The organism is Pseudomonas pudica (assembly GCF_015680405.1).
Lineage (GTDB): Bacteria > Pseudomonadota > Gammaproteobacteria > Pseudomonadales > Pseudomonadaceae > Aquipseudomonas > Aquipseudomonas pudica.
Genome location: NZ_JADLJS010000035.1, coordinates 1 through 20932, shown reverse-complemented (window position 1 = coordinate 20932; position 20932 = coordinate 1). Strand labels below are relative to the sequence as shown.

General features: G+C 63.4%; 19 protein-coding genes and 1 pseudogene. 10 read left to right on the top strand and 10 right to left on the bottom strand.

Going from position 1 to position 20932, the window contains the following annotated elements:
- The first annotated feature begins 70 nt into the window (after positions 1–70).
- The 4 genes from tagQ to IRZ77_RS20430 all read left to right on the top strand — a co-directional run bounded on the left by tagQ (position 71) and on the right by IRZ77_RS20430 (position 2926).
- The gene (tagQ, locus tag IRZ77_RS20445) at positions 71–976 is read left to right on the top strand and encodes a type VI secretion system-associated lipoprotein TagQ (RefSeq protein ID WP_046616232.1); all 906 of its coding nucleotides are present in this window, start codon (positions 71–73) and stop codon (positions 974–976) included.
- A 126-nt stretch (positions 977–1102) separates the two neighbouring features.
- Positions 1103–1996, top strand: coding sequence for a hypothetical protein (locus IRZ77_RS20440; RefSeq protein ID WP_046616259.1), 894 nt, complete (start codon positions 1103–1105; stop codon positions 1994–1996).
- Positions 1993–2433: a hypothetical protein gene (locus tag IRZ77_RS20435; protein WP_046616231.1), complete on the top strand. Its 441-nt coding sequence runs from the start codon at positions 1993–1995 to the stop codon at positions 2431–2433. The genes IRZ77_RS20440 and IRZ77_RS20435 overlap by 4 nt, the downstream gene beginning before the upstream one ends.
- A gap of 31 nt (positions 2434–2464) precedes the next feature.
- Positions 2465–2926, top strand: a complete 462-nt coding sequence (locus IRZ77_RS20430) for a hypothetical protein (RefSeq protein ID WP_153671171.1) — start codon at positions 2465–2467, stop codon at positions 2924–2926.
- 414 nt (positions 2927–3340) lie between these two features.
- Here the strand turns inward: IRZ77_RS20430 and IRZ77_RS20425 are convergent, their stop codons facing one another.
- The 3 genes from IRZ77_RS20425 to IRZ77_RS20415 all read right to left on the bottom strand — a co-directional run bounded on the left by IRZ77_RS20425 (position 3341) and on the right by IRZ77_RS20415 (position 8472).
- On the bottom strand, positions 3341–3877 hold the full coding sequence (locus tag IRZ77_RS20425; protein WP_196174285.1) for a BRO-N domain-containing protein: 537 nt from the start codon (positions 3875–3877) through the stop codon (positions 3341–3343).
- Between the two features lie 197 nt (positions 3878–4074).
- A complete protein-coding gene (locus tag IRZ77_RS20420; RefSeq protein ID WP_015271500.1) occupies positions 4075–5325 on the bottom strand; it encodes a ribonucleotide-diphosphate reductase subunit beta in 1251 nt (416 codons plus the stop codon).
- Between the two features lie 267 nt (positions 5326–5592).
- Positions 5593–8472, bottom strand: a complete 2880-nt coding sequence (locus IRZ77_RS20415; protein ID WP_046616228.1) for a ribonucleoside-diphosphate reductase subunit alpha — start codon at positions 8470–8472, stop codon at positions 5593–5595.
- Positions 8473–9300: 828 nt separating this feature from the next.
- Here IRZ77_RS20415 and IRZ77_RS20410 point away from each other — a divergent pair.
- Positions 9301–9999: a response regulator transcription factor gene (locus IRZ77_RS20410; protein ID WP_108481163.1), complete on the top strand. Its 699-nt coding sequence runs from the start codon at positions 9301–9303 to the stop codon at positions 9997–9999.
- A complete protein-coding gene (locus IRZ77_RS20405; protein WP_153671174.1) occupies positions 9996–11603 on the top strand; it encodes an ATP-binding protein in 1608 nt (535 codons plus the stop codon). Before IRZ77_RS20410 ends, IRZ77_RS20405 begins: the two co-directional genes overlap by 4 nt.
- Before the next feature lie 3 nt (positions 11604–11606).
- On the opposite strand, the gene IRZ77_RS20400 is transcribed toward IRZ77_RS20405, so the two are convergent.
- Positions 11607–12308 carry a 4'-phosphopantetheinyl transferase family protein gene (locus IRZ77_RS20400; protein WP_196174283.1) on the bottom strand — a complete coding sequence of 234 codons (702 nt, stop codon included), beginning with the start codon at positions 12306–12308 and terminating at the stop codon, positions 11607–11609.
- A 75-nt stretch (positions 12309–12383) separates the two neighbouring features.
- Complete coding sequence (locus IRZ77_RS20395; RefSeq protein ID WP_046616224.1) at positions 12384–13175, bottom strand: dienelactone hydrolase family protein; 792 nt, start codon at positions 13173–13175, stop codon at positions 12384–12386.
- Positions 13176–13304: 129 nt separating this feature from the next.
- Between IRZ77_RS20395 and IRZ77_RS20390 the strand changes: the two genes are divergently transcribed.
- The 4 genes from IRZ77_RS20390 to IRZ77_RS20375 all read left to right on the top strand — a co-directional run bounded on the left by IRZ77_RS20390 (position 13305) and on the right by IRZ77_RS20375 (position 17815).
- Positions 13305–13910 carry an outer membrane beta-barrel protein gene (locus IRZ77_RS20390; RefSeq protein WP_013973837.1) on the top strand — a complete coding sequence of 202 codons (606 nt, stop codon included), beginning with the start codon at positions 13305–13307 and terminating at the stop codon, positions 13908–13910.
- Positions 13911–14060: 150 nt separating this feature from the next.
- Positions 14061–14738, top strand: a complete 678-nt coding sequence (locus IRZ77_RS20385; RefSeq protein ID WP_025340281.1) for a response regulator — start codon at positions 14061–14063, stop codon at positions 14736–14738.
- On the top strand, positions 14735–16081 hold the full coding sequence (locus tag IRZ77_RS20380; RefSeq protein ID WP_153671176.1) for an ATP-binding protein: 1347 nt from the start codon (positions 14735–14737) through the stop codon (positions 16079–16081). The genes IRZ77_RS20385 and IRZ77_RS20380 overlap by 4 nt, the downstream gene beginning before the upstream one ends.
- A 411-nt stretch (positions 16082–16492) precedes the next feature.
- Positions 16493–17815: a dicarboxylate/amino acid:cation symporter gene (locus IRZ77_RS20375; protein ID WP_019098118.1), complete on the top strand. Its 1323-nt coding sequence runs from the start codon at positions 16493–16495 to the stop codon at positions 17813–17815.
- A 179-nt stretch (positions 17816–17994) separates the two neighbouring features.
- Here IRZ77_RS20375 and tsaA read toward each other — a convergent pair whose 3' ends face one another.
- The 5 genes and pseudogenes from tsaA to IRZ77_RS20350 all read right to left on the bottom strand — a co-directional run.
- Positions 17995–18687, bottom strand: a complete 693-nt coding sequence (tsaA, locus tag IRZ77_RS20370; RefSeq protein ID WP_108481167.1) for a tRNA (N6-threonylcarbamoyladenosine(37)-N6)-methyltransferase TrmO — start codon at positions 18685–18687, stop codon at positions 17995–17997.
- 6 nt (positions 18688–18693) lie between these two features.
- Entirely contained in the window at positions 18694–19155 is a 462-nt protein-coding gene (locus IRZ77_RS20365; RefSeq protein WP_013973832.1) for a YehS family protein, read from the bottom strand.
- A gap of 48 nt (positions 19156–19203) precedes the next feature.
- The gene (locus IRZ77_RS20360) at positions 19204–19914 is read right to left on the bottom strand and encodes an rRNA pseudouridine synthase (RefSeq protein WP_046616220.1); all 711 of its coding nucleotides are present in this window, start codon (positions 19912–19914) and stop codon (positions 19204–19206) included.
- A 77-nt stretch (positions 19915–19991) separates the two neighbouring features.
- On the bottom strand, positions 19992–20444 hold the full coding sequence (locus IRZ77_RS20355; protein ID WP_108481168.1) for a GNAT family N-acetyltransferase: 453 nt from the start codon (positions 20442–20444) through the stop codon (positions 19992–19994).
- A gap of 256 nt (positions 20445–20700) precedes the next feature.
- A pseudogene (locus tag IRZ77_RS20350) lies at positions 20701–20932 on the bottom strand (hypothetical protein); the annotation flags it as partial.

Below are 20932 nucleotides of genomic sequence, written 5' to 3'. Positions count from 1 at the left end.
GCTTCTGCCTGACGCAACCGCGGGGCGGCATGAAGCCCCCCGTTTTAACCACCCCACGTGAGAAAGTGACATGTCCAAGACCATCTTCACGGCTACCCATGCCCGTTCCGCCCTGCTGCTCGCTGCCGGTTTCAGCACCGTGCTGCTGGCGGGCTGCTCCAGCTCCCCGGTATCCAAGGTTGGTGCCACGACCAAGGTCGAGTACTACCCGAGCTGCTACGAGCCTGTGCAGCACCTGCGCTCCACCGACGGTGACATGACCCGCTCGGTTGCCACAGGCGCCGTCATCGGGGCCCTCGGCGGTGCCTTGACCGGCGCCCTGGTCGACGGCGACAACCGCGGCCGCAACGCCGCCATCGGTGCGGCGGGTGGTGCCCTGGTGGGCGGTGCGGCCGGTTACTACACCGAGCGCCAGAAGCAGATCAGTGACGACAAGCAGCGCATTGCCTCGTACGCCACCGACATCGACAAGAGCGCTGCCGACCTGGACCGCACCACGGCCTATGCCAAGGCCTCGCAGAGCTGCTACCAGCGTGAGTTCACCAGCCTGATCGACGGCCGCAAGGCCAACCGCATCAACGACACCGAAGGGCGCAAGCGCCTGGCCGAGATCGTCTCGGGCCTGCAGGAGTCGAACAAGCTGTTGGCCACCGTCAATGGCCGTGTTGCGGAAAACCTCGACAATTACACCCAGGCCTACGAGCAGGACCTCAAGCAGGTCGGTGTGGCTCGTACCGATGTGGCAACCGTGGCTGAGCCGCCTAAGACCACCACTGGCAAGAAGAAGACCCAGGCCGTCAAGGTGAACAAGAACGTGCCGCAAGAGGCTGTCGCCACCGAGAAGACCCTGCAGAAGGCTACTACCAAGAAAGCCGAGGCCCAACAGGTGGCCAATGCTGGCGTCGACCAGGTCAACAAGATGTGCCGCAGCCCCGACATGGGTGACTGGGCGCCGGTGCCTTGCCCGAACGTGTAATCCACGCACCGTTGCGCTCGCGCTGGTGCACGTGCAGCCCTCGCGCAGGTCGCCTGACCTGCCTGGGCCGTGCGTGGGCCGGCGCAGCGGCTTTACGATTCAAGGAGAGTTGTCGTGACTGATCTGATGTCCGGCGCCCTGGGCGGCTATCGGCAGCAAATGGCCCGTCAGCGGCTGTTGTTGACCGTCGACCAGCAGAAGCTGTTCAGGGCCATCGATGCCGACCCGGGTATCGTGGGTGCTGGTGTTGTCTATATCGATGCCGAGTACAACGTGATCGTCCTGCGCGAATTCAAGCCTATCTGCAGCATTGCGCCCAAGCGTGTGATTCTGCAGGAGGCAGCACCTTACAAGTCGCCTGAACAGTTCATGACCCAGCTGCAAACCGGCGCGCGTGAGCGCAAGGTGATGGCAGAGGCCGTGAACGCCAGTTTGGGTTGCCTCTCGGCCTACCTTGGTTGGGTCGTCATGTTCAGTGGCACCATTGCCGTACCGTTCACTGGCGGCGCCAGCATGGTGTTGACGGCGGTCGGTTATGCCGCCGCGGCTGCGGGTACCGGGCAGTGCATGATGGGCGGGTACCGAGTGTTCAACGAAGTGTTCGACCCAGGGCAGAACGACTGGCTCGACAGTAACGACACGGTCCAGACCGTGATGAGCATACTGGACGGCGTCGCGCTGGCAGGTGTGGGCGCATCGAGCCTGAACACCGTGCGGTTCCTGCAGGCTCGCAAAGCGGCGACCGGCAAGGGCTGGAGGGAGCTGTTCCATAGCCTGTCGCGGCAGCAACGCAAGGCGCTGGCCGAGGAGCTTCTGCTCATCAAGCATCCGTCGCTCACCGCCAAGCAGCTCAAGTTGAAGCAAGCGGCGGGTACTGCGATCAAACGCTTTACCCCTACCGAAATTCAGCATGCCACGCGTACCTTGATCAAAGACTCGATAGGCGGCTTGTCGGGCTTTGGCAGCAGTAGCTTCGTGCAATCGGTTGCCGTGGGGCTTTACGAGGAGATTGACGAATGACCCATGGCCAGGAGCTGCAAGCATTTCTTTCCCGCTATTTCGGCATATTCATCGCCGAGTTCATGCTGTCCTGCTTTGCCATTGGCGGCTGTGTTTCGCTGGTGTTCTCCACTTATCTGCGCAGCCCGGACCGGTCGCTGTCGGTACTGGCGTTGGCGCTGGCAGGGATGGTGAGCGCCGCTTCGCATATCGCCCTGGTGCGTGGCTACGCTTGGGGCCTGTGGGGGCTGATCGGGCTGAACGGGCTGGCGGTATTGGCCGCGTTGCCCAGCTACGGCTACCGGCCGCACATGGGCGGTTACGTCTCGGTTCTGCTGTTCGGGCTGCTGGCCTTGCTGGTCATCAATACCCAGCGCTACCGGGAAATGCGCGCGCGCCTGCTCGGCTACCGGGAGACGCGCAGGGCCAACCGCCAGGCGGCGAAAGCTGCCAAGTAACGTGTTTTCGCTGATGTGACGAGGCTTCTGGATGAATTTGCGCCGCATGCGTATCGGGTTCGCTGGTTTGCTGTTGCCATTGCTTGCTGCGTGCAACGGGCACAAGGTCGAGCGCGTGGTGGTTTATGAGAACAATGTCCATCACTGGCGCATCGAGCACGTGGTGGCGCACAACTGGCCGGTGGGGCCACGTCAGTACTATGAAGTGTTTCTCAAGGACCGCTTGCTGATCCTGCCTGCCAATGTCTTCGACGACGAGCGCGACATTAGTGAGTTCGTTGCTGCGGGCGGTTTCGACATCAGCAACTGGCGCAACGACACGATCATCGTGGCGTTCGAGAACGTGCAAAAGCGCGAGGGCGGCAACGAGCATTTTGTCCGCTCGCTGATGATCACCCCGGAGTACAAGGAGGGGGAAGTGATACTGACTGACATGGCGACCCATATGCAGATCGTGGTGCAGCGGGTGGAGCCGGTTGGGGAGGGGAAGTAGCAGGGCAGTGGTGGTTGTAGCAAGCAAATGAACTAGCTGTGGATGTCACCGGCATTTGTGGGGAGCGGGCAACGCGGTGTATGGCACCGGCTGCGCCGGTGTTCGCGGCTAAAGCCGCTCCCACAGGTACAGCGTTAATCCGAAGCCAGCGCAGTACCTGTGGGAGCGGGCAAGCCAGCGAAGCAGGCGACGCGGTGCATGGCACCGGCTGCGCCGGTGTTCGCGGCCACGACCGCTCCCACAGGTACAGCGTTAATCCGAAGCCAGCGCAGTACCTGTGGGAGCGGGCAAGCCCGCGAAGCAGGCGACGCGGTGCATGGCCGCTCCCACAGGTGCAGCGTTAACCCGAAGCCATCGCAGTACCTGTGGGAGCGGGTTCACCCGCGAAGAGGCCCGCCCAGGCAAACCCGCCGCTTAAACCCCATGCAACCGCAGCGCCCGCTGCGCACACTCCCGCCAACTCAACTTCGGCTTCTCTACCGACGGCAGCTGTTGCACTTCCCCAGCCAGTACCACCGGCATATCCCGCATCCTCACCCAAGGCTCACTCTGCCAATACAACAACGTCGCGCTCCGCCCCCCAGGCCAGCACATCTGCCCCAGTCGCGGACCATCCTCCACCCCGTCCTCCTGCCGATCACGCAGCACCGCCACCACCTCATGCGTCAGCCACCAGCGCAAATGCCGGTTCTCCGGTACATGGTGATGCGCCAACAAGGTATAGGCCCCGGATTCGCTGACCATCGTGGTTTCCTGGTACTTGCCATAGCGCAGCAACTGCACGGAGCGGTACTGATCCGGGTCGAGCTTGCGCATGCAGTGTTCGTCATAGAAGTGACCACTCATCCGGCCAAGTTCGTGGGCGCAGAACCAGGCTTGGGATTCGAGCCAGAGGGTGTGGAGGGGGCGGTTGTGGCGGGTGAAGAGGGTAGGTGTATTGAAACTGTCCATCTTGGCCATCCTGATTTGGAGAGCCGCTGCTAACGGGAACGGAATACCGCTGCGTGAGCGTTCTTAAGCGCCGAGAGACGTTATCGCGACGATACAAAAGTCACAATGAGAACCTTGTAGGAAGCTTCCTCTTCGGCTTTTTTCCTGCCAATAAAAAAGGCTGCCAATCGGCAGCCTTCTCTATGCTCGCTCGGATATCAATCCCAGCTCAACGCCCCACCAGTCTGATACTCGATCACGCGGGTCTCGAAGAAGTTTTTCTCTTTCTTCAAGTCCATGATCTCGCTCATCCAAGGGAACGGGTTGGTAGTCCCTGGGTACTCTTCCTTCAGGCCAATCTGGGTCAGGCGACGGTTGGCGATGAACTTGAGGTAGTCTTCCATCATCGCTGCGTTCATGCCCAGCACGCCGCGTGGCATGGTGTCACGGGCGTATTCGATCTCCAGCTGGGTCCCTTGCAGGATCATCTGGGTCGCTTCTTCCTTCATCGCCGCGTCCCACAGGTGCGGGTTCTCGATCTTGATCTGGTTGATCACGTCGATACCGAAGTTCAGGTGCATCGACTCGTCACGCAGGATGTACTGGAACTGCTCGGCCACGCCGGTCATCTTGTTGCGGCGGCCCATGGACAGGATCTGGGTGAAGCCGCAGTAGAAGAAGATGCCTTCCAGTACGCAGTAGTAGGCGATCAGGTTGCGCAGCAGTTCTTTGTCGGTTTCGACGGTGCCGGTGTTGAATTCCGGGTCGGAGATGGCGCGGGTGTACTTCAGGCCCCAGGCGGCTTTCTTCGCTACCGACGGGATCTCGTGGTACATGTTGAAGATCTCGCCTTCATCCATGCCCAGCGACTCGATGCAGTACTGGTAGGCGTGGGTGTGGATCGCCTCTTCGAAGGCCTGGCGCAGGATGTACTGGCGGCACTCCGGGTTGGTGATCAGGCGGTACACGGCCAGGGCCAGGTTGTTGGCTACCAGCGAGTCGGCGGTGGAGAAGAAGCCGAGGTTGCGCATGACGATACGGCGCTCGTCTTCGGTCAGGCCGTCCATGCTCTTCCACAGGGCGATGTCGGCGGTCATGTTGACCTCTTGCGGCATCCAGTGGTTGGCGCAGCCGTCCAGGTACTTCTGCCAGGCCCAGTCGTACTTGAACGGTACCAGCTGGTTGAGGTCGGCGCGGCAGTTGATCATGCGCTTTTCGTCAACACGCACGCGGGCGCTGGAGCCTTCCAGCTCGGCCAGGCCTTCGGCGATGTCGAGGTCGTTCAGGGCAGCCTTGGCGCGCTTGACGGCGTCGGAGTCGTCGGCGGTGGCGGCACGGGCTTCCAGGGCGGCGGCACCACCGGCGCTGTCGAGCTTGTCGAGGGTGGCGGCGGCAGCGGCCTGCGCAGGGGTGTTGCCTTTGGCGGCTACTTCGCCGTCTTCTTTATCGAATTCGTCCCAGCTCAGCATGGTGAGATTCTCCTGCTTGAGGGCCATCTGTGAAGTATGGCCGGTGGATCTTGGTTGCGTTGCTTTGGCCCCGGATGGGGTACAGCAGTGCACGCAAATCTGAGTGCCCTTTGAGGGGCTGGCCTGGGCTTTGGCGCCCGGGCCTATTGTGTTTGGCTGTGGGGCGGGAGGCGGCAGTGCCGGCCTCTTCGCGGGTAAACCCGCTCCCACAGGGTTCCGTGTGGCTACACGGAAAAGAGGCTTCCCGGGGGAAGCCTCAGCCAAGCCTTACTGGCAGGCTTCGCAATCCGGCTCGTCGATCGCGCAGGCCTTCGGCACTGGCGCTGGGCCCGCTGCCTGGACCGGGGCGCTGTCGCCACCGCTGGAAACGGCGTTGAGCTTGCCGGTGTTGATGGTCGACTTCTCGGTGCTGGTCGCGGCCAGGGCACGGAGGTAGTAGGTGGTCTTCAGACCACGGTACCAGGCCATGCGGTAGGTCACGTCAAGCTTCTTGCCCGAGGCGCCGGCGATGTACAGGTTCAGCGACTGGGCCTGGTCGATCCACTTCTGGCGACGCGAGGCGGCATCGACGATCCACTTGGTCTCGACTTCGAACGCGGTGGCGTACAGGTCCTTCAGCTCTTGCGGGATACGCTCGATCTGCTGCACCGAACCATCGTAGTACTTCAGGTCGTTGATCATTACCGAGTCCCACAGGCCACGGGCCTTCAGGTCGCGGACCAGGTACGGGTTGATCACGGTGAACTCGCCCGACAGGTTCGATTTCACGTACAGGTTCTGGTAGGTCGGCTCGATGGACTGCGACACGCCGGTGATGTTGGCAATGGTCGCGGTCGGCGCGATGGCCATGATGTTCGAGTTACGAATACCTTTCTTGACGCGTTCGCGCACCGGGGCCCAGTCCAGGGACTCTTCCAGGTTGACGTCGATGTACTTGGCGCCACGGGCCTCGATCAGGATCTGTTGCGAATCCAGCGGCAGGATGCCCTTGGACCACAGCGAACCCTGGAAGGTCTCGTACGCACCGCGCTCGTCGGCCAGGTCGCAGGACGCCTGGATGGCGTAGAAGCTGACCGCTTCCATCGACTTGTCGGCGAACTCGACGGCAGCATCGGAGCCGTACGGAATGTGCTGCAGGTACAGCGCATCCTGGAAGCCCATGATGCCCAGGCCGACCGGGCGGTGCTTGAAGTTCGAGTTACGCGCTTGCGGCACCGAGTAGTAGTTGATGTCGATCACGTTGTCGAGCATGCGCACGGCGGTGTTCACGGTGCGTTGCAGCTTGGCGGTGTCCAGCTTGCCGTCGACGATGTGGTTCGGCAGGTTGATCGAGCCCAGGTTGCAGACCGCGATCTCGTCCTTGTTGGTGTTCAGGGTGATCTCGGTGCACAGGTTCGAGCTGTGGACCACGCCCACGTGCTGCTGCGGCGAACGCAGGTTGCACGGGTCCTTGAAGGTCAGCCACGGGTGGCCGGTCTCGAACAGCATCGACAGCATCTTGCGCCACAGGTCTTTGGCCTGGATGGTCTTGAACACCTTGATCTTGTTGTACTCGGTCAGGGCTTCGTAGTACTCGTAGCGCTCTTCGAAGGCCTTGCCGGTCAGGTCGTGCAGGTCTGGCACTTCCGAAGGCGAGAACAGGGTCCACTTGCCGTCATCGAAGACACGCTTCATGAACAGGTCAGGGATCCAGTTGGCGGTGTTCATGTCGTGGGTACGACGACGGTCATCACCGGTGTTCTTGCGCAGCTCGATGAATTCTTCGATGTCCAGGTGCCAGGTTTCCAGGTAGGCACACACGGCGCCCTTGCGCTTGCCACCCTGGTTGACGGCAACGGCGGTGTCGTTGACCACTTTCAGGAACGGAACCACGCCCTGCGACTTGCCGTTGGTGCCCTTGATGTAGGAGCCCAGTGCACGCACAGGGGTCCAGTCGTTGCCCAGGCCACCGGCGAATTTCGACAGCATGGCGTTGTCGTGGATCGCGTGGTAGATGCCCGACAGGTCGTCTGGCACGGTGGTCAGGTAGCAGCTGGACAGCTGTGGGCGCAGGGTGCCGGCGTTGAACAGGGTCGGGGTCGAGGCCATGTAGTCGAAGGACGACAACAGGTTGTAGAACTCGATCGCGCGGGCTTCCTTGTCTTTTTCTGCCAGTGCCAGGCCCATGGCCACACGCATGAAGAACACCTGTGGCAGCTCGAAGCGCACGCCATCCTTGTGGATGAAGTAGCGGTCGTACAGGGTCTGCAGGCCCAGGTAGGTGAATTGCTGGTCACGCTCGTGGTCGATGGCCTTGCCCAGGCGGTCCAGGTCGTAGCCTTTCAGGGCCGGGTCCAGCAGCTCGAACTCGACGCCTTTGTCGATGTAGGCCGGCAGGGCCTTGGCGTAAAGGTCGGCCATTTCGTGGTGGGTGGCGCTCTCGGCCACGTTCAGGAAGCCCAGGCCTTCGGCGCGCAGGGTGTCCATCAGCAGGCGGGCGGTCACGAACGAGTAGTTCGGCTCGCGCTCGACCAGGGTACGGGCGGTCATCACCAGGGCGGTGTTGACGTCCTTGATGGCCACGCCGTCGTACAGGTTCTTCAGGGTGTCGCGCTGGATCAGGTCGCCATCGACCTCGGCCAGGCCTTCGCAGGCTTCGCTGATGATGGTGTTCAGGCGGGCCATGTCGAGCGGCGCCAGGCTGCCGTCGGCCAGGGTGATGCGGATGCTTGGGTGCGGCTCGACCACGGACTCGGTGTTGACGCGGGTGGCACGCTCCTTGGCGCGCTGCTCGCGGTAGATCACGTAGTCACGGGCGACCTTCTGCTCGCCGGCGCGCATCAGGGCCAGTTCGACCTGGTCCTGGATTTCTTCGATGTGGATGGTGCCACCCGATGGCATGCGACGCTTGAACGTGGCGGTGACCTGCTCGGTCAGGCGCGCGACGGTGTCGTGGATGCGCGACGAAGCGGCGGCGGTGCCGCCTTCAACTGCGAGGAACGCCTTGGTGATGGCCACGGTGATCTTGTCGTCGGTGTAGGGGACGACAGTGCCGTTACGCTTGATCACACGCAGTTGGCCGGGAGCGGTGGCGGCCAGATCCTGGTTGGAATCGGCGGCCTGCGGCACCTTGGCCTGCGGGTTCTCGCGAGTTGTGTCGGTTTGCATGAGTGGGTGTCTCCACAGTTTCTATATTGTTCAGGCGCCTTTTGGGCGCCCACCGTTCCGTCCACTTGCTCGATGGCCTGGCGGGGATGGGCAATGCATGCGCATCCGCCCGCGCGGGCGTACCAACTTCGGGACAGACTCAGGAATAAGGGCAATTGGCTCGCCGCTCCCTGGCCGAAGTCAAAGGTTCTGGGCCGGGCCCAAAAACTGTTGCTGATGGGTACCAGGCCTGGCCTGTAACACCCATACCCGAACAAGGCCCTGCAAGGGCTTGCCTCGGTCGCCTCCGCAGGAGCGGTTTGGCTGCTGGAATCACTTGAAGTTCACCCGAAAAAATCGCTTGATTTTGCGGGTTGACTTTTATGTGTGATTTTGCACGAAACCCTATATCTAGTGGTTCGCTGCGATCGGGATACAAGATAATGCGGTATCGGGGGCTTTGCAAGGCGAGCGCCTGTGGATAACTTGTGCGTACTTTGTGAGTGAATGGTGGGTATTCGCTGTAGGCCTTGTGCCAAGTGGTTTGCAGTATTTTTCTGCGCCTTGTTGCCCCGGGGCAGAATTTTTCGGGCGCGAACCCTATCACAAAAAACGGTTCAGTCGAGGGGCTGCTGGCAGGTTGGCAGTGCCGGATAGCAGCCGTAGTATTCCGAGGGGATGTTGCTTTTTGGTTAAAGGGTTATGTTGCCTGTGCTGGCCCTTTCGCGGGTGAACCCGCTCCCACAGGTACTGCACAGGGGTCGAAAGCGGTGCGGTCCTTGTGGGAGCGGGTTCACCCGCGAAAAGGCCGGCGCAGGCCATAGAAAAACAACAAACATAGGCAAAGCCATGGACCACCTCGCACCTCGCATCCTTATCGTCGAAGACGACCAGCGCCTGGCCGAGCTCACCGCCGAGTACCTGCAGGCCAACGGCTACGAAGTCAGCGTCGAGGCCGATGGCGCCCGCGCCGCGCGGCGCATCGTCGACAGCCAGCCCGACCTGGTCATTCTCGACCTGATGCTGCCCGGCGAGGACGGCCTGAGCATCTGCCGCCGGGTGCGCAGCCAGTACCCCGGCCCGATCCTTATGCTGACCGCCCGCAGCGATGAACTCGACCAGGTCCAGGGCCTGGACCTGGGCGCCGACGACTACGTCTGCAAACCCGTACGCCCACGCCTGCTGCTGGCACGCATCCACGCCCTGCTGCGCCGCAGCGAAGCACCAGACAGCAAGCGCCAGGACCTGGCCTTCGGCGCGCTGCGCATCGACAATCGCCTGCGCGAGGCGCATCTGGGTGAACAGCTGATCGAGCTGACCGGCGCCGAATTCGACCTGCTCTGGCTGTTGGCCAGCAACGCCGGGCGGGTGCTGACGCGCGAGCAGATCTTCACTGCTCTGCGTGGCGTCGGCTACGACGGCCAGGACCGCTCCATCGACATACGCATCTCCAGGATCCGCCCCAAGATCGGCGACGACCCGCTCCAGCCAAGGCTGATCAAGACCCTGCGCAGCAAGGGCTATCTGTTCGTCGGCGAGGCCCCATGAACAACTCGATCTTCCTGCGCATCTATGGCGGCATGCTGGCCGTGCTGGTGCTGGTGGCCCTGCTTGGCGGGCTCAGCCTGCACCTGGTCAACGAAGTGCGTGCCGCCCAGCACCGCGAGGGCCTGGCCCAGGGTACCTTCAGCCTGATGGCCGACAACCTGGCGCTGCAGAACGACACCGAGCGCAAGCGCTCGCTGCTGATCTGGGAGCGCCTGCTTGGCGTGCCGCTGGCGTTGCAACCGATGACCGCGCGCACGCTCGATGGCGGCCAGCGGGCGCGCCTGTACCGCGGCCTGGTGGTGGTCGAGAAGACCGGCCCCCATGCGGCCCAGGTGCTGCGCAAGGTCGGCCAGGAAGACCTGATGCTGGTAGCGCAGATCAAACAGATCAGCGAGCAACTGGCGCGGGCCACGCTCTATCTGCTGGCTGACGAACTGGTGCGCTACCCGGTGACTGAACAACAGCAGCGCCTGGCACAGATCAAGAAAGAAAAGGGCTTTGGCTTTGGTGTGGCCCTGCAGCGCATCGAGCGGGTGAGCCTGGACGATGACCAGCGGCGCCGGGTCGAGGAGGGCGACACGGTCATGGCCCTGGGCAAGGATGGTGACTCGATCCGCGTGTTCGCCGGGCTGGCTGGTTCGCCCTGGGTGCTGGAAATCGGCCCGCTGTACCAGCTCAACCCGTATCCGCCGCAGTTGCTGATCCTGATCACCTTTCTTGGCCTGTGCCTGATCGGCCTGGTGGTCTACCTGCTGGTGCGCCAACTGGAGCGACGCGTGTCGGGCCTGGAGATTGCTGCAACGCGCATCGCCCAGGGCAGCCTGGACACCCGCGTGCCGGCTGGCGATGCCGACTCGGTGGGGCGCCTGGCCGCGGCCTTCAACGGCATGGCCGAACACCTGCAGCGCTCGCTGACCATGCAACGCGAGCTGGTGCGGGCGGTTTCCCACGAGCTGCGCACGCCGGTGGCACGCCTGCGCTTTGGCCTGGAGATGATCGAAAGTGCCACCACCGAGCAGGCCCGGGCCAAGCACCTGGCGGGTATGGACGGGGATATCCAGGACCTCGACAAGCTGGTCGACGAGATGCTCACCTATGCCCGCCTGGAGCAGGGTGCACCGGCGCTGAAGTTCGAGCGGATCGACCTGGATGCCTTGCTCGACCGGGTGATCGAAGAGCTTGCGCCGCTGCGTGCCGAGGTACGGGTGGTGCGCGGTGAGTGCCAGGGTGCCGAGGGCGAAGGCGCCTGGGTCGAAGCCGAGCCGCGCTACCTGCACCGGGCCCTGCAGAACCTGGTAGGCAACGCCATGCGCCACGCCGAGGCCGAGGTGCGCCTGAGCTACCAGTTGGGGCAACAACGCTGCCGCATCGATGTAGAGGATGACGGCCCGGGCATTCCCGAGGGTGTCTGGGATCGAATCTTCACACCGTTCACCCGCCTCGACGACAGCCGTACCCGCGCCTCGGGCGGGCATGGCCTGGGCTTGTCTATCGTGCGGCGGATCATCTACTGGCACGCGGGCCGGGCCACGGTGGGGCGCAGCGTCGCGCTGGGTGGTGCCTGCTTCAGCCTGAACTGGCCGCGGCAGCAGGCACCGTTGTGACGGTCAGACGCTGACCAGGCTGAGCAAGTGGCCGTCCTGCAGGCAGAACTGGCCCTGCAGTTCGGCGCCATGCCGCCATTGCGGCGACAGGTCGGTGAGCAGGCGCAGGCGGGCCAGGCCTTCGGCAGACCAGTCCAGCACTTCGGCGTGCTCGAAGTAGAAGCGCTGGTGCGTCAGCGGGTAAAGCGTCTTGAACAGGCTTTCCTTCAGCGAGAAGGTCAGGGTGACGGCAAGGCCGAGCTGGCGGCGGTCCAGGCGCTCGAGTTCGGGTGGGGTGAGGATTTCACCCATCAGCCGCTCGGCACGCTGGTCATCCAGCAATGCTTCCTGATCCAGGCCCAGGCCCTGGCAACTATCCTCGGCGGCGACCACGGCGGCGGCCCAGCCTTTGCCGTGGGTGATCGAGCCGTGGATGCCGGCGGGCCAGATGGGTGAACGGTCCTCGTGGGTGCCGGGCACGTAGTCACGGCCGTCCAGGCGCTGCAACGCGGCGCGGGCACACACCCGGCCGGCGAGGTACTCGGCCTGGCGCTTGGGCACCGAACGCTGCAGGCTGGCGCCTGGCACGACACCGGCGCGCTGGAAGTCGTCGGGTGCCAGGCGGGCATGGTCGAAGTTGCAACTGACCAGCACCGCGCCGGGCAGTGGGCGGGGCAGGGGCCAGTGATGCTGGAGCGGGGCGCAGCAGGCGGGGAGTGTGTTCATGGGGCTATTGTGCCAGCCGAGGCGACGGTGTGGGAGATCGGATCGCAGGGGCCGCAAAGCGGCCCCTCGCGTTGTTTACTTGAACACCTTCTTGAAGAACGCCTGCATGTCCGCCCAGGAACTCTCATCCGCCGCCTTGTTGTAGCCGATATCCGGCCCGCCATGCTCGCCATGGCTCAGCCGGTCTGCATCCGGGTTGGTAAAACCATGCTTGGCCCCTTCGATACTGACCAACTCATAGTTGACCTTGGCTGCATCCATCTCGGCCTTGAACGCCTCCACTTGCTGCGAGGTAATCATGCTGTCTGCCGCGCCGTGCTCGACCAGGATCTCCGCGCGTACCACCCCAGGCCTGGCCGGGGTCTGGGTGGCCAGTGCGCCATGGAAGCTCACCACGCCATCGAGCTTTTCGCCGCGGCGTGCGGCATCCAGCACCACCTTGCCGCCGAAGCAATAACCCACCGCGCCCAACTGATGCTTGTTGGTGTTCGGCTGCAGTTTCAGCAGCTCCAGGCCAGCATCGAAGCGCCGCTCCGCGGCCTTGGGGTCTTTCATCGCCTCTGCCATGAACGCCTTGGCGTCGGCAGGGTGTTCGGTTTGCTTGCCGTCGCCATACATGTCGATGGCCAGCGCGTTGTAGCCCAGCGCCGCAAGCTCGCGGGCGCGGCGCTTGACGTAGTCGTTCAACCCCCACCACTCATGCACCACGACAATGCCGGGGCGCTTGCCTTCGATAGCATCGTCATAGGCGTAGTAGCCGACCAGGCGGTTGCCGTCGGCGTCCTGGTAGGGGATCTCGCGGGTTTGTACCGCCGCTTGGGCGAGGGCGGCGCAGCACATCAGGGTCAAGGCCAGCAGGGCACGCATGGTCACTACTCCTTGTTCTGCAAACGGTTCGTTCAGCCGGGGTTCAGCCAGGGTTCAGTCGCGGTTCAGGGTGCCCTGCTTACTCTAGCTTCCAGACCGAAACAGCGCACTCAACTGGAGTATCCAGCCATGAAAACCTTCAACACCCTGCTTGCCGCCATGGCCGTCTGCGCCGCTGGCATCACCACCGCCCAGGCCGCTGACGACAACTTTGCCAGCCTGACCTACGGCCAGACCAGCGACAAGGTTCGCAAGTCCGGCCTGCTGCAGCGTAACACCGACCACCTCAACGCCGATGGCATCATCGGCAAGGACGACACCTGGGGCGTGCGCGTGGGCAAGATCAATGATCAGGGCCGCTACTACATGACTTACGACAACGTCTCGGGCGACCACAGCGGCCTGAAGCTGCGCCAGGAGAACCTGCTGGGCAGCTACGACCTGTTCCTGCCGGTAGGTGACACCACCAAGCTGTTCGGCGGTGGCAGCCTGGGCGTGACCAAGCTTACCCAGGACTCGCCGGGTGCCAGCCGGGATACCGACTACGGTTACGCGTATGGCCTGCAGGCCGGTGTGATCCAGGACATCACCGACAAGGCTTCGGTGGAACTGGGCTACCGTTACCTGCGTACCAACGCCGCCACCGAAGTGGGGGCGCACGGCGGGCCGAAGGACGGCACCCTGCGCCTGACCAGCAGCGCGCAGACCTACCTGGCTGCAAGCTACAAGTTCTGACGGGCTAGCCAGGTTATCCTGTACCGGCCCTTTCGCGGGCACGCCCGCTCCCACAGGGACTGCACGAGCCTTGGAACCTGTGCGATCCCTGTAGGAGCGGGCGTGCCCGCGAAGAGGCCGGTACAGGCAATACATATCAAGGAGCTGCACATGAAACTGCTGGTGGTCGAGGACGAAGCCCTGCTTCGCCATCACCTCTACACCCGCCTGGGCGAAAGCGGCCATGTGGTCGAGGCGGTCGCCGATGCCGAGGAGGCGCTGTACCAGGCCGGGCAGTACCACTTCGACCTGGCCATCATCGACCTGGGCCTGCCCGGCATCAGCGGGCTGGAACTGATCACGCGCCTGCGCAGCCAGGACAAGACCTTCCCCATTCTCATCCTCACCGCTCGCGGCAACTGGCAGGACAAGGTCGAGGGCCTGGCCGCCGGTGCCGACGACTATCTGGTGAAGCCGTTCCAGTTCGAAGAACTCGAGGCACGCCTGAACGCCCTGCTGCGCCGCTCCAGCGGCTTCACCCAGTCGACCATCGCCGCCGGCCCGCTGGTGCTGGACCTGAATCGCAAGCAGGCGACGCTGGACGAGCAGCCCCTGGCCCTGACTGCCTACGAATACCGCATCCTCGAATACCTCATGCGCCATCACCAGCAGGTGGTGGCCAAGGACCGCCTAATGGAGCAGCTGTACCCGGGTGACGAAGAGCGCGACCCCAATGTCATCGAAGTGCTGGTCGGCCGCCTGCGGCGCAAGCTCGAGGGCGAGCACGGCTTCAAGCCCATCGACACCGTGCGCGGCCTGGGCTACCTGTTCACCGAGCGCTGTCGATGATCCGTTCGCTGCGGGTGCGCCTGATGCTGGCGGCCGCAGTGCTGGCGCTGCTGTTCATGCTGGCGCTGCTACCGGCCTTGCAGAAAGCCTTCAGCCTGGCCCTGCAGGAGTCGATCGAACAACGCCTGGCCTCGGATGTGACCACGCTGATTTCCGCTGCGCGCATCGAACACGGCCAACTGCAGATGCCGACGCTGCTGCCGGACGAGCGTTACAACCTGCCGTACACCGGCCTGCTCGGCTATATCTTCGACCGCGACGGCAAGCTGGTCTGGCAGTCGCGTGCCACCGCCGCGCAGAACATCAACTACCGCCCGCGCTACGACGGCCGTGGCAACGAATTCGCCCGCATTCATCAGGCCGATGGCGAAGAGTTCTTCGTCTATGACGTCGAGATCAAGCTGCTGGGTGGCCAGAGCGCCGCCTACAGCATCGTTGCCCTGCAACCTGTGCGCGAATACCAGCACACCCTCGATGGCCTGCGCGAAAAGCTCTATCTGGGCTTTGGCGCGGCCTTGCTGGCGCTGCTGGTGCTGCTGTGGGCCGGTTTGACCTGGGGCCTGCGTTCGTTGCGCCGGCTCAGCCGCGAGCTGGACGACGTGGAGTCGGGTGTACGGGACGGCCTGAGCCGCGAACACCCACGGGAGCTGCTGCGCCTGACCGGTTCGCTGAACCGCCTGTTACGCAGCGAGCGCGAGCAGCGTCAGCGCTACCGTGATTCGCTCGATGACCTGGCGCACAGCCTGAAGACGCCGCTGGCGGTATTGCAGGGGGTGGGCGAAAGTCTGCAGCAGCGTAACGGCGAGCGCGAGCAGGCACGTGTGCTGCAGAGCCAGATCGAGCGCATGAGCCAGCAGATCGACTACCAGCTGCAGCGTGCCAGCCTGCGCAAGAGCGGCCTGGTACGCCATAGCGTGTTGCTGCGGCCGTTGCTCGACAGCCTGTGCAGCACCTTGGCCAAGGTGTACCGAGACAAGCGGGTGGACGTGACGCTGCAACTGCCCGATGAGGCGCAGGTGCCGATGGAGCAGGGCGCGTTGCTGGAGCTGCTGGGCAACCTGCTGGAGAACGCCTACCGCCTGAGCCTGGGCCAGGTGCGCGTGAGCCTGGAGCAGGCGCCTGGGCGGTTGACCTTGTGCATCGAGGACGACGGGCCGGGGGTGCCGGCGGACCAGCGTGAGCGGATTCTGGAGCGTGGGGAGCGGCTGGACAGCCAGCACCCGGGGCAGGGGATCGGGCTGGCGGTGGTCAAGGATATCGTCGACAGCTATGACGCCGAGCTGAGCCTGGGGGATTCGCCCCTGGGCGGCGCGGCGTTCAAAATCACTTTCCATCTGGATTGATTTGTAGCCTGTACCGGCCCTTTCGCGGGTGAACCCGCTCCCACAGGTACTGCACAGGTCCTGAGCCCCGCGGGCACCCTGTGGGAGCGGGTCTACCCGCGAAGAGGCCGGAACAGGCAAACCGCAATGGGCGGATTCCCGCCAATGCCCCTGTACAAATCCCGCCACCGGGCGGAAATCCGCCAGCCTTCCTCAGGAAAATCGCCCCGTCGTTGGGCGTTTATCCCTCACAAATACAGCCTTTGCACCCTTGATGGGCATTTTGGCACCACCCTTGCTATTGATCCTCGCAGAGGCCTGCCCAGGCAGCTCGAACACAACGACAAATCCCTCCGGGTGCAGGAGGGTTAGCGATTCAGGTGCCCCATCGCCCTGGGAAGGGTGAGCCGGCACACTTGAGGAAAATTAGCCATGACGACACGTCAGCCGCTGTACAAATCCCTGTATGTCCAGGTGTTGGTCGCCATCACCATCGGCATCCTGCTCGGCCACTACTACCCGGAGACGGGCGTCGCCCTCAAACCCTTGGGTGACGGCTTCGTCAAACTGATCAAGATGGTCATCGCTCCGATCATCTTCTGTACCGTGGTCAGCGGCATCGCCGGCATGCAGAGCATGAAGTCGGTCGGCAAGACCGGCGGCTACGCGCTGCTGTACTTTGAAATCGTCTCCACCATCGCGCTGATCATCGGCCTCGTCGTCGTCAACGTGGTCAAGCCGGGCGCTGGCATGCACATCGACGTCAGCACCCTGAACGCCAGCAGCGTGGCTGCCTACGCCGCCGCCGGCGCGCAGCAGACCACCGTCGGCTTCCTGCTCAACGTCATCCCCAACACCGTGGTCGGCGCCTTCGCCAACGGCGACATCCTGCAAGTGCTGATGTTCTCCGTGCTGTTCGGCTTCGCCCTGCACCGCCTGGGCAGCTACGGCAAGCCGGTGCTGGACATGATCGACCGCTTCGCCCATGTCATGTTCAACATCATCAACATGATCATGAAACTGGCCCCGATCGGTGCCTTTGGTGCGATGGCCTTCACCATCGGCCAGTACGGCGTTGGCTCGCTGGTGCAACTGGGCTACCTGATGGCCTGCTTCTACATCACCTGCCTGCTGTTCGTGCTGGTGGTGCTGGGTGGTATCTGCCGCGCCCACGGCTTCAGTGTCCTCAAGCTGATCCGCTACATCCGTGAAGAACTGCTGATCGTGCTGGGCACTTCCTCCTCTGAGTCGGCCCTGCCACGCATGCTGGCCAAGATGGAGCGCCTGGGTGCTAAGAAGTCGGTGGTTGGCCTGGTCATCCCGACCGGTTACTCGTTCAACCTCGACGGCACCTCGATCTACCTGACCATGGCTGCGGTGTTCATCGCACAAGCCACCGACACCACCATGGACATCACTCACCAGATCACCTTGCTGCTGGTGCTGCTGGTGGCTTCCAAGGGCGCTGCCGGTGTTACCGGTTCGGGCTTCATCGTCCTGGCTGCCACCTTGTCGGCCGTTGGCCACCTGCCGGTTGCCGGCCTGGCGCTGATCCTTGGCATCGACCGCTTCATGTCCGAAGCCCGCGCCCTGACCAACCTGGTTGGCAACGCCGTTGCCACCGTGGTTGTAGCCAAGTGGGTGAAGGAAATGGACAACGACAAGCTGGCATCGGAGCTGGCCTCCGGTGGTGCGCCGCTGGTCGATACCCGTCCGACCGACGACCTGGGCGTGGCTGAAGGCCCGGCTCGCTGATCGCGGGATAGTGAAAAGAAAAAGGCGACCTCAGGGTCGCCTTTTTTGTGGGTGATTATTGTGCTTTCAGGCCCGGCCCTATCGCCGGCAAGCCAGCTCCCACAGGGACCCCACAATGTCAGGCCTGTGGTGATCCTGTGGGAGCTGGCTTGCCGGCGATAGCGCCGGGCCTGTGATCCTCAATCTTTCACCACCTCCAGCACCCGGATCACCTCCGGTTGCGGGTAGTGCCAACGCACCTGCACATCCCAGAACTTCACCCCATACACCCGCTCGGCCGGCGGCACCTGGTAGGCCGGCCGTGGGTCCTGCGCCAGGCATTGCTCGATCAGTTCGACCAGCGGTTCACCCAGGCGCAGTGCATGTTCGCGGGCCTGGGGCAGGGCGTTGTCGCCCCACTGCACGGCGATCGCGGCAGGTGCTTGGTTGGCCATCTGGTTGCTGGCGCCAGCGATGCTGTCGGCGTACGGCACATACGGCTTGATGTCCAGCACCGGCGTACCGTCGAGCAGGTCGATGCCAGACAACAGCAGGCGCCCTGGCTCGACGCCTTCCAGGCGTACCACTGACTGGCCGATGCCATTGGGCCGGTGAGTAGCGCGGGTGGCGAACACCCCCATGCTCTTGTTGCCCCCCAGGCGTGGTGGCCGCACCTTCAGGCGGGGTTTGTCTTCCAGTGCCTGGTGGAACAGGAACAGCAGCCAGACATGGCTGACCTGCTCCAGCCCTTCGACCGCATCGCCCTGGTCGAACGGCGGCAGCAGCTCGAGCACGCCGCGTGCAGCGGGCGCCAGTTGCGGCTGGCGCGGGATGGCGAACTTCTCCTTGAAACAGGAGCGGATGATGCCGACCGGGGTAACCGTATGCTGCATGGCCAATCAGCCGCGCACGCGCAGGGTCAGGCCCTTGAGGAAGTTGCGCAGCAGCTGGTCGCCGCACGGGCGGTAGTTGTCATGGCCGGCCTTGCGGAACAGCGCGCTGAGCTCGGGCTTGCTGACCGGGAAGTTGACCGACTTGAGGATCGCATGCAGGTCGTCTTCCTTGAGCTCGAAGGCTACCCGCAGCTTCTTGAGGATGAGGTTGTTGGTCACCGGCAGCTCGATCGGCTGCGGCGGGCGGCTGTCATCCTTGCCGCGACGGTGGATCACCAGGCCGTCGAGAAAGTGCGCCATGACCCGTTCAGGGCAACGCACGAAGCCTTCCTCGTCTTCCTTCTTCAGGTAGGTGGCCAGCACCAGGGGATGCACGTCGAGGCCGGATAGCCCGATGATTTCGGCCATCTTGGCGTCATTCACCTTGAGCATGTAGCGCAGGCTGCGCAGGACGTCGTTGTGGTTCATTGTTGCAGAATCCTGTTCAGGTGCCGCACCTGCGGCGCGGCGTATTGCTTAGAAACGTTCGGTAGCGGCCAGGTAGCGCCACTGGCCCAGGGGCAACTTGCCCATCGACACGCCACCCAGGCGAATGCGGCGCATGCCCACCAGCTCCAGGCGCAGATAGGCGCACAGCTCGGCGATCTGCCCTGGCTGCGGATTTTTCAGGGCCATGCGCAGGTGGGTCTCGTTCTGCCAGCTGGCCTTGGCTTTGGGCAGCTCGCGGTCATTGCGGGTGGCACCGCGCGCCAGGCGTTCCAGCGCCTGGGGCGTGGTCTCGCCGCGTACTTCAACGATGAATTCCTGTTCCAGGCGGCGCAGGTCGGCGTCGATCTTGCGGGTTACCCGCCAGTCCTGGGTGAATACCTGCAGGCCGCTGGCACCGCGCTCCAGCGGCGCCACGCAAGCCTGCCGGGCAAAATGCCCGTGCAGTGCGCGAACACCTTCGCGGTGGGCTTCGCTGAGGCTGCCCATGTTCATGCTTGCGCGGGCGGTTTCGCTGTCCAGGCTGGCCGGCTGGTTCAGCAGCAGGGTTACCGGTTCCAGCGTTTCGGCACGGGCACCAGGTAGCAGTTCGACGCGCTGCTGCTCGACCTTGAACTGCGGTTGCTCGACCACCACGCCATCGACCGTGACCCAGCCGCCTTCAATGTACAACTCGGCCTCGCGGCGGGAGCAGCCAAGCTGCTCGATAAGGCGTTTGGACAGGCGGACGGGTTCGGACATGACGGCGATTCGCAAAGGCAGGGAAAGACCTGCATTGTACCTGCCCGCGCGGCAGAGGGGCTGGGAATCTGTTCCATTTACGCCGTTTTGCGCAGGCGCAGGTGCAGCAGCGGGTAGGGTTGCCCCAGGCCGTCGGTTTCCGAACGGCCGATCACCTCGAAGCCTTCATGCAAATAGAAGCCCAAGGCTTGTTGGTTCTGTTCATTGACGTCCAGGCGCTCGGCATTGAGTTCGTCGATCGCATAGTGCAGCAGGCGCTTGCCGACCCCTTTGCCACGGTAATCCGGTGCGACGAACAGCATGTCCACGCGCCCGTTGGCGACCCCGGCGAAGCCGCAGATGCGCTGGCGGTCCTTGCAGCAGATCAACATCACTGCATCAAGGTAGCGACGCAGCACCTGGTCGCGCAGCAAGACGATGTAGCAATCCGGCAGGAAGTCGTGGGTGGCGCGTACCGAGTCCTCCCACACCTGTACCAGTTCGCCGTAGTCACTAAAGCGCGGGGTTTGCAGCGTCAGTACCGAATGCATGCCGGTGTTCCTCCATGACGGTAAGGCAAACATAGCAGGGCAACCGCCGGTCGGCTTCTCCGGGCGTTGCTTGAACGTCGGGGGGCCGCAGTCTATTACTTTGTCGTGGGAAAAATTCCCACAGAAGAAAAAGCAGGAACCGAACACAAGATTCCGGTTCGATCTGGCGTTTCTCATGGCGACGACCTGGAGACGAAATATGCAAATCCATGTGCTGTTCAAAAAGGCGCTATTGGCGGTTGCCGTTGCTGGCGTGCTATCGACTTCCATTGTTCTGATCCCAGACTCGATATCCAGTGGTTCCAGCGCCTATGCCAAGGATGGTGGCGGCGGAGGTGGTCACGGAGGCGGTGGAGGCCAAGGCGGTGTAGGGGGTGGCCACGGCGGTGGCGGAGATGGAGGTGGCCATGCCGGCAACAGTGGGCGCGGCCATGACGGCTCCTCGAACTCTGGGCGCAGCGGCAACCACGCTGAGGCGGGTGATGATC

Coding starts and splice junctions, on each gene's coding strand:
- tagQ (WP_046616232.1), top strand. CDS start 71: ATGTCCAAGACCATCTTCACGGCTACCCATGCCCGTTCCGCCCTGCTG.
- IRZ77_RS20440 (WP_046616259.1), top strand. CDS start 1,103: ATGTCCGGCGCCCTGGGCGGCTATCGGCAGCAAATGGCCCGTCAGCGG.
- IRZ77_RS20435 (WP_046616231.1), top strand. CDS start 1,993: ATGACCCATGGCCAGGAGCTGCAAGCATTTCTTTCCCGCTATTTCGGC.
- IRZ77_RS20430 (WP_153671171.1), top strand. CDS start 2,465: ATGAATTTGCGCCGCATGCGTATCGGGTTCGCTGGTTTGCTGTTGCCA.
- IRZ77_RS20425 (WP_196174285.1), bottom strand. CDS start 3,877: ATGGACAGTTTCAATACACCTACCCTCTTCACCCGCCACAACCGCCCC.
- IRZ77_RS20420 (WP_015271500.1), bottom strand. CDS start 5,325: ATGCTGAGCTGGGACGAATTCGATAAAGAAGACGGCGAAGTAGCCGCC.
- IRZ77_RS20415 (WP_046616228.1), bottom strand. CDS start 8,472: ATGCAAACCGACACAACTCGCGAGAACCCGCAGGCCAAGGTGCCGCAG.
- IRZ77_RS20410 (WP_108481163.1), top strand. CDS start 9,301: ATGGACCACCTCGCACCTCGCATCCTTATCGTCGAAGACGACCAGCGC.
- IRZ77_RS20405 (WP_153671174.1), top strand. CDS start 9,996: ATGAACAACTCGATCTTCCTGCGCATCTATGGCGGCATGCTGGCCGTG.
- IRZ77_RS20400 (WP_196174283.1), bottom strand. CDS start 12,308: ATGAACACACTCCCCGCCTGCTGCGCCCCGCTCCAGCATCACTGGCCC.
- IRZ77_RS20395 (WP_046616224.1), bottom strand. CDS start 13,175: ATGCGTGCCCTGCTGGCCTTGACCCTGATGTGCTGCGCCGCCCTCGCC.
- IRZ77_RS20390 (WP_013973837.1), top strand. CDS start 13,305: ATGAAAACCTTCAACACCCTGCTTGCCGCCATGGCCGTCTGCGCCGCT.
- IRZ77_RS20385 (WP_025340281.1), top strand. CDS start 14,061: ATGAAACTGCTGGTGGTCGAGGACGAAGCCCTGCTTCGCCATCACCTC.
- IRZ77_RS20380 (WP_153671176.1), top strand. CDS start 14,735: ATGATCCGTTCGCTGCGGGTGCGCCTGATGCTGGCGGCCGCAGTGCTG.
- IRZ77_RS20375 (WP_019098118.1), top strand. CDS start 16,493: ATGACGACACGTCAGCCGCTGTACAAATCCCTGTATGTCCAGGTGTTG.
- tsaA (WP_108481167.1), bottom strand. CDS start 18,687: ATGCAGCATACGGTTACCCCGGTCGGCATCATCCGCTCCTGTTTCAAG.
- IRZ77_RS20365 (WP_013973832.1), bottom strand. CDS start 19,155: ATGAACCACAACGACGTCCTGCGCAGCCTGCGCTACATGCTCAAGGTG.
- IRZ77_RS20360 (WP_046616220.1), bottom strand. CDS start 19,914: ATGTCCGAACCCGTCCGCCTGTCCAAACGCCTTATCGAGCAGCTTGGC.
- IRZ77_RS20355 (WP_108481168.1), bottom strand. CDS start 20,444: ATGCATTCGGTACTGACGCTGCAAACCCCGCGCTTTAGTGACTACGGC.